This is a genomic window from Magnetospirillum sp. SS-4 (genome assembly GCF_902729425.1).
Classification (GTDB): domain Bacteria; phylum Pseudomonadota; class Alphaproteobacteria; order Rhodospirillales; family Magnetospirillaceae; genus Phaeospirillum.
In genome coordinates this window covers 66,488-80,015 of sequence record NZ_CACVCH010000052.1, presented here as the reverse complement: position 1 = coordinate 80,015, position 13,528 = coordinate 66,488, and the positions used below count along the sequence as shown (strand labels likewise).

Here is a 13,528-nt window from a genome sequence, read left to right as displayed (position 1 = left end):
AATGTGAGGTTCCGGTGTGTGTTTATATTTTTCGCGGGGTGGAGCAGCCCGGTAGCTCGTCAGGCTCATAACCTGAAGGTCGCAGGTTCAAATCCTGCCCCCGCAACCAAATTAATGGCGCTAAGTCAAAGGCTTAGCGCCATTTCCATGTCCGGGACCGTGTTGCAAGTGAACGCAACGCGAAACCACGCGATTCCAAACGGTTACAGACGGTGACGGCGATTCCGTGCAACACGGATGCGACATGGAATTCAACAGATGTTGCTGGTATGTTCGTGGCAAGGGGCGTTGCTCCGAGGCCCGCATCCGGTTGCGCCGAAAGCCGCCATGTCAACGCCGTGTCAGCAGATTGGACTTGCCTGGGCGGCGGTTCAGCGCCGTCATGTGGGCACCACGAACGGAGCCCACCATGCCCAAGACCAAGGATTCCGCCCTCGCCGCCTTCGTCGCCCGCAAGGCCGAGATCGACGCCATGCTGGCCCGGCTCCAGGACGCCAGCGCCGATCACTTCGGATTCGCCCCGGACGACATCAACTGGGGCCACGTCGGCACCCTGGCGCACTACGCCGACCGCCTCAAGCGGATCACCGACGCGGCCTTCAACGAGGGCGAACACGCCGCCTGATCGGCGGCGCTCCCGTTCACGATTACGCGGCCGCCGTCGCCACCCCGTCCAGACGCACCCGCACGGTGACGGCGCCATTGCCGGCGGCAGTGATGGCGACGCCCACGGGGTACAGCCCGGCAGCGGGCGGGGCAATCACCTTGGCGGTATCGTCCCACGCCACCCGGTCGCCAAGGGCGAACACGGTCGCCGGGGCCTTGGGAAGATCGTAGACTCCGGTGGTGGCGATTTCCACATTGGTCGCTTCCGGCGCGGTGGTAGCGGCGATGCCGAACAGGCAGCCGACGATCATGCCCTGGCCCGAGGCCACGCCGCCGGTCGGGGCAGGCACGGTGATCATGTGGCCATTCTGGATGAAGTTCTTCATGCTCTCATACTCCCTTGCTCGAATTGATCCGCACCTGGGTGATTCGGGCGTTGGTGCCGAGGCGGCGCTCCAGATCGGCCAGGGCCGAGGCCATCTCGGAATCGGAGCGGTACTCCACCTTGCGCCCGTCGCATTCCACAATGCGGGTGCCGGCGTAGCGGGCGCGCAGCAGCGCCTCCCGCCAGGCCAGCAACTGGTCGCGGTCGGCCATCACGCGGCCCCCGCATTGGCGTACCAGCCCCGGTGATCGACGAAGCCGGCGCCGAAATCGAGGATCACCCGGATCTCGACACCATCCACGTCCCAGCCCGACTTGCTTTCCACCTGCGGGCCTTCGGCTCCCGACAGGTAGGCGAATTCCAGGCCGTCGATCTCGGCCGGGTCGGCGGTGACGTACCACCGGGCAGCGCTGGACAGGCGCGGCTCGACCACCATGGTCAGGGAACCGGCGAAGGGATTGACGTCGGCCGCCTTGGCCGCCGCCACCGAGGCCAGCCAGCGTTCGGCCTCGGTCTCCAAGGCCGGCGGCACCAGCAGGTATTTGGGCGTCACCCGGATGATGCGGTCCTCGATCCCCTTCTGGGTGCGCAAGCTGAGTCGGGCGGCGGACAGGGTGGTGTCGGAAATGGCCGCGCCCGAACCGGCCTTGTTGCCGTGGTCGGCATGGAACAGCGGCTTACCGTCGGCCAGCTTCGGCCCGTTGCCGGAATTGGTCTCTACCAGCTCGACCAGAACACGGGCCTCGGTCTCCGCCGCCCCTTGGCCCATGCGCCGGGCGAGGTCGGAGAAGGCGCCGAGGTCGTCATTGACGATGACCCGCCGGGTGATGCCGATCTTGCGCGCCCAGGTCTCGATCTTGTATGCCTCGCGGGCCTCGGCCATGGTGCCGGCCTTGATCTCGCCGTGCTCGCCCAGCTTCTCCAGCAGGGGCGCTTCGCCCAGCATGATCTTGTTGACGGCGCGGAAGTCGCGGGCCGAGGTCTGGCGGCCCAGCTGGCGGATGCCGGACGGCGCGGCCTGATAGGCGGCGCGCAGGGTGCGGCCCACCGTATCGCCCAGGATGATGCCGAAATCGCTGGTGGTGTGCAGCGCCCGGGTGACCATGGCGGCGGGCGACAGGCCGGTGACGGCATGGCCGCGCAGGGTCAGCAGTTCCCGCGCCATCTCGGCGCAGGTGGAATAGGCGTAGCGCCGGGCCGGTTCCGAGAGCGTATGGGTCGGATTGATGCGGGCATACAGCGCCTCGCCCATCTCGCGGGTACGGGTGTCGGGATCGTCATGGCTGGCAACGTGCTCGACGCGGGGCTGCTCGGTGCGGATCTGGGCGTTGCTGCGCTGGGCCAGTTCGGTGAAGGCGGCGCGGCGGGCCTCGTCGGCGCTGGCGTCACGGTCGATCAGGCCATCGACGAAGTCCTGTCCCAACCCGGCGACACGGGCGACGGAGCGGATTTCGGCATTGATGGCGGCGCGGGTGTGGACACCATCCCCTTCGGGGATGGTGGGGACGGCTTCGGGCATTCTCTCCTCCATGCGGATATGGGCGCCGGGATCGGCCGGCGTCGGGACCAGGGAAATCTCGATGGGCGTCCAGCTTGTGGCGGTCAGCACCCGCACGCCCCTGTCGGTGCTTTCGGCCCATTGCTCGACGGTGTAGCCGACCGAGATGTGGCGCAGGATGCCGCTCACCACGTCCTGCCAGACAGGTTCCACCTCGGGGCGGGCCGAGAACTGCACCAGGGCCACGCCCCGGCTTCCATCGACCGAGGCGGAACGCACGGTGCCCAGCACGTCGCGCACCGCGTCCTGGCGATGGGCGTCGAGCACCGAGGCGCCGATCAGGCGCGACAGGTCCACAGCATCCGGGGCCAGCGACAGCCGCTCCTCGTAGGGGCCGGAGAGGTCGCGGCGGCGGACACCGGCCCCGGTGCTCCACACCACCTCGGCGGTGCGGGCCTGGGCATCGATGCTGGCGGGGGCCAGTGAGGTGCGGCGGGTGATGAGATCAGCCACTGGGCACCTCCATGGTCAGGCCGAGGCGCTTCTCCCGCTCGCGGTCGGCGGCGATGGCGGCGTCCACGTCCTCGGCGTCGTAGCCGCGTTCGGCGATGCTCTGGCTGCGACTCTTCAGCCCCGCCTTGATCTGCTCGATCTCGGCCCGCGCATCCTTCAGCGGATCGACCCAATCCCATTTCGGCGGCAGCCAGTCGCAGGCGAGGAAGGCCGACGGATCGCGGTCGAAACCGGCGGCGGGCAGGTGGCCGGCCAGGACGGCGAGCCGCACGAAACGCTCCCACACCGGGCGGCAGAACTGATGCACCAGCACGGAGTGCTGCACCTGCTCGATGCGGCGGCGGAATTCCACCAGACCGGCCCGGATGCTGGAATAGGTCACGCCCTCCAGGTCGCCCGACACCAGTTCGTAGGGCAGGCCCAGCCCGCTGGCGATGGCCCGGATGTGGGTCTTGGTATAGGCGCCGTAATCGCCGGGATCGGCCGGGTCGGAGAACTGGATGTCGGCGCCGGGCGGCAGCGGGATCAGGCTGCCCGGCTCCATGCCGACCTGGAGCACGCCACCGATGCCGCTGCCGTCGTTGAAACCGGCCACCGTGCCGTCGGGATCGCGGATGAAGCCGGTGAACAGGGCGGCGACCTTGGCCTTGACCAGGGCCGCGTCCTCGTACTGGTCGAGTTCGTGGACGCGCAGCAGCACCGGCGCCAGCCAGGTGACGCCGCGCACCTGTCCCGGCGCCAGCGGCTGGAACAGATGGGCCACGTCGCCGGCCGGCAGGCGCACGGTGTCGAGCGACAGCGGCGCCAGGGCATCGCCGGGGCGATGGGCATAACAATGATAGGCGACGCGGCGGCCCGAGCCGTCGAACTCGATGCCGGCCCGGATGCGGGCACCGGCCCCGATGTCGCGATGAAGGTCCATCGGCACCTGTTCGCGGTCGAGCAGGTCGATGGCCAGGGGCAGGGGGAAAACATCCTCGGCGACGCGCAGGCGGGCGAAGCTCTCGCCGCTTTCGACCATGGCGCGGAAGGCCAGGGCCTGGAGGCCGTAGAAATCGGTCAGGCCGGCGGCATCGGCCCGATCCGTCCAGCGGTCCCACAGCGAATGCAGGGCGTCGCGGACCTTGGCATCGGGGTGGCGGGAACGCGGCTTGATGCCGGCCCCCACCGCGTTGGCGGCCAGCGACTGCACCGCCGCCGACACCCAGGGATTGTTGCGGGCGTACCAGCCGGCCCGCCGCGCCGCCGTGGTGGCGCCGGCCTGGATCGAGCCGTTGAGCCCGTCCACGGTGCGGGCGCCGTCCCAACGACGACCACCGCCAGCCGCATCAAACGAGCGGCGGCGGTCGAGGCCAACGGCACGGAGAAGGGATTTCCACATGCCGCCGATTATCGGAGGCGGCGGATTCCCTGGCTATTCAGAGAGTTTGGGAAAGATTGTGGGCCGATGGTACATAAGGTCAGAGATTGTAAAATGAGAGGTGACGGGTTACACTCCATCCATGATCGTCGGATTTCGACACAAGGGGCTGAAGCTTCTCTATGAGAAGGGGGATCGGCGTCGGGTTTCGCCCGAACTGGCCGACAAGGTGGAACGCATCTTGGCGCGTCTGGACGAAGCGACCGAGTCCGCCAGTATGGACCTGCCGGGATACCGGCTCCATCTCTTGAAGGGCGATTTGGCGGGATACTGGTCGGTCAGCGTCTCGGGTAACTGGCGTATCATCTTTCGCTTCGATGGCGTTCATGCCAGCGACGTGGATCTGGTCGATTACCATTAGGAGGACGAAGACATGGCGATGAAGAACCCACCCCACCCTGGGTTGTCTGTGCGTCACGATTGTCTGGAACCGCTGGGCCTCAGCGTGACCGACGCAGCCAAGAGGCTCGGTGTCAGCCGCAAGCAGGTGTCGGATATCGTCAACTGCCGTTCGGGTCTCTCGCCAGAAATGGCGATTCGTCTTGACAAGGCCTTCGGCGGCGGTGCGGAGACGTGGTACCGCCTACAGGCGGCCTATGATCTCGCCCGAGCCATGGAACACGCCGATGAGATCAAGGTGAAGCGCGTCCAGCACGCGGCGTGACGAGGCACTATACAGGGGGGATATAACCGAATGCGCTTGTCCTGGAACGAAATTCGTGCTCGCGCAGCCGCCTTTGCCGCGGATTGGGCGGACGAGGGCTATGAGAAGGGACAGACGCAGCTTTTCTATCGTGACTTTTTTGAAGTGTTTGGCATGTCGGTCCGGCGAGTCGCCAGTTTCGAGGAGCCGGTCAAGAACCTTGGCGACAAGCGCGGTTTCATCGACCTGTTCTGGAAGGGCGTGCTTCTGGTCGAACAGAAAAGTGTCGGCCGTGACCTGAAGAAGGCCAAGACGCAGGCGTTGGATTATTTTCCAGGACTGAAGGACACAGATCTCCCGCGTTATATCCTGCTCAGTGACTTCCAGACCTTCGAGCTTTACGACCTCGAAGAGGGTGACGAACTGTTCTTCGCGCTCGCTGATCTCCCCCGCCACGTCGAAAAATTCGGCTTCATCCTTGGCGTGCAAAAACGCTCGTTCAAGGATCAGGATCCGGTCAACATCGCCGCGTCAGAACTTGTCGGCAAACTGCACGACGCCCTTGAAGATGCCGGATACACCGGCCACGACCTCGAACAGTTCCTCGTCCGTACCGTGTTCTGTCTGTTCGCCGACGACACCGGCATCTTCGAGCCGCGCGACATCTTCCTCGACCTTCTGGAAAACCGGACGCGCGAGGACGGATCGGACATGGGCGGTTGGCTTGCCCAGTTGTTCCAGGTGCTCAACACACCCGAAGACAGGCGCCCGAAGAACCTCGATGCCGACCTTGCGCGGTTTCCCTACGTGAACGGCGATCTGTTCCGTGATCCGCTGCTCATCCCGTCCTTCGATGCCGGGATGCGCCAGCGCCTCATCGAAGCCTGCCGGTTCGACTGGTCCGGCATCTCCCCCGCGATTTTCGGCTCGCTCTTCCAATCCGTGATGAACAAGAAAGAGCGCCGGGCGAAGGGTGCGCATTATACGACCGAGAAGAACATCCTGAAAGTGATCGAGCCCTTGTTCCTGTCCGAACTCAGGGCGGAATTCGAGCGCCTAAAAGCGCGCAGGGACAGCCGTCGCCGCCCGGATCTGCTGAAATTTCAAGAAAAGCTGGGCCAGTTGCGCTTCTTCGATCCGGCCTGCGGGTGCGGCAACTTCCTCATCATTGCCTACCGGGAGTTGCGCGCCCTGGAAATCGAGGTGATGAAGGAGGTTTTCAACACCGGTCAGTTGGATGCACTGGCCCAGTCCTTGTCGGTGATTGATGTCGATCAGTTTTATGGGATCGAGATCGGCGAATTCCCTGCCCGCATCGCCGAAACGGCGCTGTGGATGATGGATCACATCATGAACAACCGGCTGAGTCTGGAATTCGGCCAGACCTACGTGCGCATTCCGCTGAAGAAATCGCCGCACATCCTGCATGGCGACGCCCTGGAAACGGAGTGGGCGGCGCTGTTGCCGCCGGAGGAATGCTCCTTCGTTTTCGGCAATCCGCCGTTCGTCGGCGCCAAATACCAGTCGGACAGGCAGCGTAACCAGGTCCGCCGCATCGCGGCCCTCGGAAAGACAGGCGGTACGCTCGATTACGTCACTGCGTGGTTCATCAAGGCGGGAGAATACGTCCGCAACAGCAATGCCCGTATCGGCTTCGTCTCGACCAACTCGATTACCCAGGGCGAGCAGGTGGCGCAACTCTGGCCGATCCTGTTCGACCGCTGCAAACTGGAAATCGCCTTCGCCCACCGCACCTTCGCCTGGGGCTCGGATGCGCGCGGCAAGGCGCATGTGCATGTGGTCATCATCGGGCTGGCGAAGCGGGACGCCGCACCGAAGGACCGGCTTCTGTTCTCCTATGACGACATCAACGGGGAGCCGCTCGAAAGTACCCATGCGGCACTCTCACCCTATCTGTTCGACGCGAGCGCCCTCTCCGATGTGCATCTCGTCGTGCGCGAAGCCATGCGGGCGCTGAACGGGTTTCCGCCACTTTTGAGCGGTTCTCAGCCAATCGATGACGGAAACTATATCTTCGACGTCGATCAGCGGACAGCGTTTCTTGCAGAGGAACCGGGGGCTGCGAAGTTCCTGCGCCCCTATGTAGGTTCACGCGAGCACATCAATGGTGGTAAACGCTGGATACTCATGTTGCAGAATGCGAGCCCTGGTGATCTGAAGGGATTGCCGAAGGTTCTTGAGCGGATGCGGGCTGTTAAGGGATTTCGTGCCAAGAGCCCGCGAAAGAGCACGCTGGCAATCGCTTCGTTCCCTGAAAAATACAACGTAGAGGTCATCCCGACCGTGCCCTTCCTTGTGGTACCTGAAGCCAGTTCAGAGCGGCGTGAATACGTGCCGATTGGTTGGCTTGAGCCTCCGACGATCCCCAGCAATCTGGTTCGGATCATCGAAAACGCAAGCAAGCCTCTTTTCGGCCTTCTGACGTCAGCCATGCACATGAGTTGGCTGCGCCACATTGGTGGGCGGTTGAAGAGCGACTACCGCTACTCCATCGGCCTCGTCTACAACACCTTCCCCCTGCCGCCGGTGTCGGAGGCTGGCTTGGCGAAATTAGAGCCACTGGCCCAGGCTGTGCTCGACGCCCGCGCCGCCCATCCGGGGGCGATATTGGCCGATCTTTACGATCCCGATACCATGCCGACCGCGCTACGCAAAGCTCATCAGGCGCTCGACAGAGCCGTGGACAGGCTCTACCGCAAGCAGGGCTTCACCTCAGACCGTGAGCGGGTGGAACATCTTCTTGGGCTCTACGAGAATATGACTGCACCAATTAACGCCGCAGCAAAAATAAAGGCAGGACGCCGTCGGGCGAAGCGTCCCACGGCATGAATTGAGGTCAAGAAACTGACGATGTCGCCACGGGAACACCTTGAATTGATCGTCAGCCCGAACCTGCGCGAACTTAGAGAGGGTTACGGGGATATTCGCCATGCGTTCAATGCCATTGCGGCTGTCGACGCATTGGCTGGGCACATATGGCGGTGGTGTCGCGATCATGCCCCGCAAGAGATCGTGGGGGCCAAGAACGACATTGGCTTCAAGCAGCGGTTGGCTGAAGCGAATGCGGATTTCGCCCTTGTCCGCGACATGGCTAAGGCCCAGAAGCATGTTCACCTGGATCACGGAGCCCCGGCGCTTAAAGGGGCGGATCAGATTGAGGCTCGCCGCATGGGATGGGGGCAAGCGCGCTGGGGTGAAGGGCGCTGGGGCAGTCCGCAGCAAGTTGTCGTAGAAACGGACTTAGGCGAAGTGCGGGTCGTGGAAGCTGTGCTTGGACGGGCCTTGATGTTTCTTGAATGTGAGATGGAACGTGTTGGCATCACCCCATCCACGTCGACCGGATGACGGGCGGGGCGGGCCTGGCCGCTGGGGCGGGGGCGGTCGCCGTGACCGGCGCCCCCCGTGTCGGCAGCATTGCCATCGCCGCCGCTTCGTCGTTCAGCCGCAGCCCCATGGCGACCAGACCGTGCAGGGCGGCGGTGGCGTAGACGAAGGTGTCCAGTGCCTCGTTGCGTTCGCCGTCCCGCTTGGGCTGCCACGAGCGGATCGGGCGACCCCGGTCGTAGCGGGTGACGACCCGCTCGGCGGTGAGCTGGCGGAAGTAGTCGGCATCCATCCCGCGCGGGAAATGGACGGCGCCGGGGCCGGGTTCGGTCAGGCGCAGGCGGGCGTAAAGGGCGTCCTTGACCGCATCGACGCCGACGATGAACAGCGGCACCTTGCCGCGCACGCGGGTGGGGCGCCGAGGCCAGACCGGGATGGCGGCACCGCCACGGCCCTTGATCGCCCAGATGCGCCGCGCCAGCCGGGTGCGGCAGAATTCGTAGGCGGCCTTGGTGTGGTGGCCGCCGGTATCGATGCAGGCCGCGCGGATGGGCAGATCGGCGACGGATTTGGGATGAGCGAAGGTGGTGGCCAAATAGGAATCGAGATCGGCCCAGACGCGCGGGCCGGAGGGATCGCCCCACAGCACGCGATAATCGACCACCCAGGATTCCTCGTCGGCGCCCCAGGCGATCACCTGCACCTCCAGCCGGTCGCCCTGGACATCTACGCCAGCGGTCAGTACGGCGGATGCCTCGGGCAGGCGGTCGCCCCAATCCTCGCGCCGGGCCATCAGCGGATCGGCGGGCACGGTGTCGCCGGCCTGGTCCTCCCAGGATTCGCCCAACTTGGTGTTGACCCACACCTGCAAGCGGGGCGGGTCGGATTTGACACGGCCATGCTCGGTGGCGATCTCGGCCCAGGTTTCCCACGGGGAATACAGCGCCGACAGGTGGAAGCCGGCGGTGCGGCCATCGCCCGCCGCCGTCGGTCGCCATTCGCCTGCTGCCAGCAGGGCGGGCTTGTCGTACTCGTGGTGGATGCCGCCGCAGGATTCGCAGACCAGGAACGCCTGATCGCGGAAGCCCTCGGGCCAGCGGATCCGCGCCCAGGTGATCGGGGCCATGTCGCCGCAATGCAGGCAGGGCACATGGAAATAGCGCTGGTCGGAATCGAGGAACGCGGCCTCGATGCGGGAATGGCCCTTCAAGGTCGGCGTCGATACCATATAGATTCTGCGCCGACCCCGGAAGGTGGCGGTGCGCTGGATGGCGAGATCGACCGGATCACCCTCGCCGTCGGCGTCGCCGGGATAGCCGTCCACCTCGTCGAGAAACAGGTAGCGCACCGGGGTGGAGCGCAGGCCGGCGGCGGAATTGGCCCCGGTCATCACCAATTGTCCGCCGGGGAAGGATTTGCGGAACAGGCTGTTGCCTGCGTCCCGCGACCGGGCGGGCGAGACCAGTTCGCGTAAGGCCGGGGTGGTCTCGATCAGCGGATCGATGCGCACCGTGGTGTTCCGGCGCACCATGTCCAGCGAGGGCTGGACCAGCATGGTGATGCCCGGTGCGTTGTGGATGATGTAGCCCAGCCAGTTGAGGCCGGCCTCGGTGCCGCCGGTCTGGGCACCCTTCATCAGCACCACCCGCTCGAAGGGGCTGGCGGTGGACAGGGCGTCCATCACGTCCTTGAGATAGGGCGTGCGGCTGGTGCGCCAGCGGCCCGGCTCGGCCGAGGTGGGCGGCAGCACCCGGTGGCGGTCGGCCCATTCCGACACCGGGATCGGCGGCTCGGGCCGGATGCCGCGCCGCCATGCCCGATCCACCACCGCCAGGGCGCCATCACCCTGCATCGCGCAGGCTCCACACCGGGGTGTCGGACAGGTGCTCCAGATGCTCGCGCATGAAGCGGTCGAGCGCCGCGAAGGTCGCCCGGGGATCGGCACCGGTCTCGGCCGCCAGCAGCGGCGCGGTGCGGCTGACCCAGGCCATGTGGGAATCGCGTTCGGCCTTGGCCCGCGAGAATATCGCCGCCGCCGCTTCCTTGGCGTCGATCACCTGGCCGCGTTCCTTGTCGTAGGCGAGGCGGGCGCGTTGCACCTGCACCACCATGTACATGCGCCGGGCCTCGGACAGCGACAAGGTGCCGCTGGCGGCGGGGGCAGGGGTGCCGCCCTTGTTGCGGCGGGCGGGATCGAGGTTGGCTTCCATCCAGGACAGTCCCTCGGCAATGGCGATGGTGCCGTCGGGCTGGACCGGCAGGCCGTCGGCGACCAGCTGCGAGATGCGGCCCTTGGTGAGGCCGACGCGGGCGGCGAACTCGGTCTTGGTCTCGTCGGTGTTTAGTTTAGTCATTGTGTGGCCCCAGGCTGGCAAGGTCGTGCGCTGAGGCTCCCCGCATAGGGAAAGGCCCAGGAGGAACCGTGCCTTCCGGGCTGGTGGAGGACGTTCCTTCGTTCGACCTCAAAGACAGTATAGCCTGGGCGGCGGACCAGTTCATTGGGAACGATTTGTAGAGATTTGAGGGGATGCGTTGCTTGAGACGGGGTGGTGAAACGCCATCCTCCTGCCCTGATCCGGGAAGGGGGTAGCGAAACGTGCCCCCCCTTCAGGTCGTGGGTGGAATGCGGGCCGTGTGTCGCACCAGTGTCGCATGAATGACGCACCTGTGACGGCTAACCCTTTGAAAGTGTTGCAATGACGCACCAAGCCCCTAACCATCGCGTATGCGTGCGCGTGTGCGCACATAGGAAAGTTCTGTTGGGGTAAGTGCGTCATTGCAACACTTTCAAGTACTTGCACATCATTTCCGCGTCACTGGCGCGACATTGATGCGACATGGCCGTAGCCGGTGAGCGCCATGCCGAAGAAGAAGCGGCCCTCGCCGGTGCGGCGGTACTCGATGCCGGTGGCATTGGCGGTGATGCGCTGGACGAAGCCGTTGATGGACGGCAGGGTGCGGTCGGAAAAGCCCTCGGCGATGGCCCATTCGTGGAAGCGCTCGAAGGCGTGGCGGGTGGCGACGCGGGGGCCATGGCCGAGCAATGGGCGGACTTCCACCTGTTCGGACAGCCAGGCCAGAACCGGATCGGCGCCGAACAGCCAGTCGTTCATGGCCACGCGGCTGGACGGCGGCAAGGTGAAACCCTTGTTGCGGATCAACCGCGCCGCGCCCGCCACGGCCCAGGCCAGCAGCAGGTCGGGTTCCTCCTCGCCGATGCGCCGACCGATGGCCTCGACACGTTCCTCGGGCGGGATAACGCGGTTGAAGGAAACGACCTGAAGGCGGCGCTGGACGCCCCGGTCCATGCCGCCCTGGAACACCGGCAGGGTGTTGGTGGCGAACAGATGCTGGGCGACGGGGCGGAACTCGAGGCGGGACTTGTAGACGTCGCGCCCCTGCACCGGCTCACCGGTGACGATGGCCTTGAAGGTGTCGGAGGCGATGGCGGTGGACGAGGACAATTCGTCGCTGGCGTTGAGTAATTTGCCGACCAGTCCGACGATGTGGCGCTCGTCGCCCATGCGTCCGGCGGTGACCGAGGAAATGGCGCTGGCGGGCAGCAGGCTGCGGATGAGATCGAGGATCTGGCTCTTGCCGTTCTCGGCGGTTTCGCCCTTCAGGATAATGGCGCGGGGCTGGCGCAGCTTGGTCGCGTAGCCCAGGGCGGCGGCGCCCGCCGCTTCGGCCAGCAGATCGACTTTCTGGGTGGCGTCGGGATCGCCCTTGAAGACGCCATCGAGCAGGCGGGCCAGCAGCGAGCCTGCCGTGGGCTGGGCCTCGGCGCCGGGCAGCCAACGACCGGGCAGGGTGTGGCGGCAGCGGTGATCCTGGTGGTGTGGTTCCAGCACCGGCATGCCGTCGGCGGTGAAGCGGATGAACCCGGAGGCGCAATTGATGCCGATGGGGGCGTGGGCGAAGAAATCCTGTTCCGCCATCATGGCCCCCATTTCATTGAGGACGGAATCGACGCGCGACTTGGACAGCTTGACGTTGGACGGCTCACCAGCCGGTGTCATGAACTCGGCGCCGTCATAGGCGTGGACGGCGCAGCGCAGATCCGAATCGGGGATCGGGCGCCAGCAGGTGCGCTCGTAGCGCCAGAACGCGCCTTCGGTATGGATGATGTCGCCGAAGGCGCGGTCGAGATCGCCGCGGACACGTCGTGCGATCTCGATGTCCGACCCGATGGTGACCACGGCGATGCGCGGCGCCTGCGAGTTGGGCTGATTGAGGCGGGCAAGGTGATCGAGGGGATCAGCGTGCATGATGTGCCTCCCGACGGCCAATTTCCTTGCGGGCAATACTGCGCACCGTGGCCGAGACTTCCTCGTCGTCGAGGGGCGGGGTGCAATGAATGCGGTTCCAGCACAGCATCAGGTCGAGGACCGCGAACGGATCGATGCGATTGCGCAGCAGGTGACCGCTAAGACTGGCCAGGGTGGTGTTGCGGGTGCCCTCGACATGGGTTGTGCCGACATGATCGCGCCAATCGGTGCGGGCCTGGGGCGTACCCTTGGCGGCCGGATTGCGGTGGGCAAGGCGCTGCATCAGCCAGTCGGGCGGCGGGGCGAGCAGCACGTCGCTGGGGTGGTGGTCGACCGAGATGGCGTAGGCGCGTCGGGAGATGTGGCGGGACGGTGGCGCCACGATGTATCCGCCATCACCGCGCACGTCCAAGCCAGGGCCAAGCAGGCCGGCACTGTTGGCCACCGTGCCGCCGGGGTGGCGGAACAGGATGTGTTCGCCGCCGCCGCCGGTGAGAAAGCGCCAGGTCGGGGGAAGGGGGCCGTGTTCGGCCTCGAGACCCGCCAGTGTGGCGTCGCCGTCGTGGCGGGGATCGACGTCCAGGGCGATGATGCCGCTGATGGTGCCGGTGACGATGCCGACGTTGAGCGATCTGCCGTCGAACCACCGCTGGACAGTTGCCGGGTCGCGGCTGGCATCCTTGAGACCGTTCTTCACCAACTGCCCGAAAGGATGCTTGGCCGGCTGGCGGCAGCCGTCCTTGCCGCAGGAACACTGAGGGCGGCCCTCCCGCTCGAACGGGAAATGCAGCGGCAGGACGGCGAAGCCCTGCGAAATATACTGGAGGGCGTGGTCGAGGACGCTGTTCAT

13 protein-coding genes and 1 tRNA gene are annotated in these 13,528 nt (G+C 65.6%); 6 read left to right on the top strand and 8 right to left on the bottom strand.

Going from position 1 to position 13,528, the window contains the following annotated elements; all coding sequences use genetic code 11:
* Positions 1–32 precede the first annotated feature (32 nt).
* Both MTBSS4_RS08800 and MTBSS4_RS08795 read left to right on the top strand, forming a co-directional pair.
* Positions 33–109: transfer RNA gene (locus MTBSS4_RS08800), tRNA-Met, on the top strand.
* Between the two features lie 300 nt (positions 110–409).
* On the top strand, positions 410–625 hold the full coding sequence (locus MTBSS4_RS08795) for a hypothetical protein (RefSeq protein WP_173983025.1): 216 nt from the start codon (positions 410–412) through the stop codon (positions 623–625).
* Positions 626–647: 22 nt separating this feature from the next.
* Here MTBSS4_RS08795 and MTBSS4_RS08790 read toward each other — a convergent pair whose 3' ends face one another.
* Genes MTBSS4_RS08790 through MTBSS4_RS08775 form a run of 4 tightly spaced genes read right to left on the bottom strand, consistent with a single transcriptional unit; the run spans position 648 to position 4,383 of the window.
* Complete coding sequence (locus MTBSS4_RS08790; RefSeq protein WP_173983024.1) at positions 648–992, bottom strand: DUF2190 family protein; 345 nt, start codon at positions 990–992, stop codon at positions 648–650.
* Between the two features lie 4 nt (positions 993–996).
* Entirely contained in the window at positions 997–1,203 is a 207-nt protein-coding gene (locus tag MTBSS4_RS08785; RefSeq protein ID WP_008621319.1) for a phage head-tail joining protein, read from the bottom strand.
* Positions 1,203–3,002 carry a prohead protease/major capsid protein fusion protein gene (locus MTBSS4_RS08780; protein WP_173983023.1) on the bottom strand — a complete coding sequence of 600 codons (1,800 nt, stop codon included), beginning with the start codon at positions 3,000–3,002 and terminating at the stop codon, positions 1,203–1,205. The genes MTBSS4_RS08785 and MTBSS4_RS08780 overlap by 1 nt, the downstream gene beginning before the upstream one ends.
* Positions 2,995–4,383, bottom strand: coding sequence for a phage portal protein (locus MTBSS4_RS08775; protein ID WP_254432454.1), 1,389 nt, complete (start codon positions 4,381–4,383; stop codon positions 2,995–2,997). Before MTBSS4_RS08775 ends, MTBSS4_RS08780 begins: the two co-directional genes overlap by 8 nt.
* A gap of 121 nt (positions 4,384–4,504) precedes the next feature.
* On the opposite strand from MTBSS4_RS08775, the gene MTBSS4_RS08770 reads away from it, so the two are divergent.
* Genes MTBSS4_RS08770 through MTBSS4_RS08755 form a run of 4 tightly spaced genes read left to right on the top strand, consistent with a single transcriptional unit; the run spans position 4,505 to position 8,431 of the window.
* Positions 4,505–4,783, top strand: a complete 279-nt coding sequence (locus MTBSS4_RS08770) for a type II toxin-antitoxin system RelE/ParE family toxin (protein WP_173983022.1) — start codon at positions 4,505–4,507, stop codon at positions 4,781–4,783.
* A gap of 12 nt (positions 4,784–4,795) precedes the next feature.
* Positions 4,796–5,086, top strand: coding sequence for a HigA family addiction module antitoxin (locus MTBSS4_RS08765; protein WP_173983021.1), 291 nt, complete (start codon positions 4,796–4,798; stop codon positions 5,084–5,086).
* Positions 5,087–5,116: 30 nt separating this feature from the next.
* Positions 5,117–7,915, top strand: coding sequence for a DNA methyltransferase (locus MTBSS4_RS08760; protein ID WP_173983020.1), 2,799 nt, complete (start codon positions 5,117–5,119; stop codon positions 7,913–7,915).
* A gap of 45 nt (positions 7,916–7,960) precedes the next feature.
* Positions 7,961–8,431, top strand: coding sequence for a hypothetical protein (locus MTBSS4_RS08755; protein ID WP_173983019.1), 471 nt, complete (start codon positions 7,961–7,963; stop codon positions 8,429–8,431).
* Here the strand turns inward: MTBSS4_RS08755 and MTBSS4_RS08750 are convergent.
* The 4 genes from MTBSS4_RS08750 to MTBSS4_RS08735 form a co-directional block, all read right to left on the bottom strand.
* Positions 8,406–10,262: a phage terminase large subunit family protein gene (locus MTBSS4_RS08750; protein ID WP_173983018.1), complete on the bottom strand. Its 1,857-nt coding sequence runs from the start codon at positions 10,260–10,262 to the stop codon at positions 8,406–8,408. The two genes, MTBSS4_RS08755 and MTBSS4_RS08750, sit on opposite strands and share 26 nt — an antisense overlap.
* Positions 10,252–10,764: a hypothetical protein gene (locus MTBSS4_RS08745; RefSeq protein ID WP_173983017.1), complete on the bottom strand. Its 513-nt coding sequence runs from the start codon at positions 10,762–10,764 to the stop codon at positions 10,252–10,254. The genes MTBSS4_RS08750 and MTBSS4_RS08745 overlap by 11 nt, the downstream gene beginning before the upstream one ends.
* 459 nt (positions 10,765–11,223) lie before the next feature.
* Positions 11,224–12,678 carry a phage/plasmid primase, P4 family gene (locus MTBSS4_RS08740; protein ID WP_173983016.1) on the bottom strand — a complete coding sequence of 485 codons (1,455 nt, stop codon included), beginning with the start codon at positions 12,676–12,678 and terminating at the stop codon, positions 11,224–11,226.
* Positions 12,668–13,528, bottom strand: coding sequence for a bifunctional DNA primase/polymerase (locus MTBSS4_RS08735; RefSeq protein WP_217425524.1), 861 nt, complete (start codon positions 13,526–13,528; stop codon positions 12,668–12,670). The genes MTBSS4_RS08740 and MTBSS4_RS08735 overlap by 11 nt, the downstream gene beginning before the upstream one ends.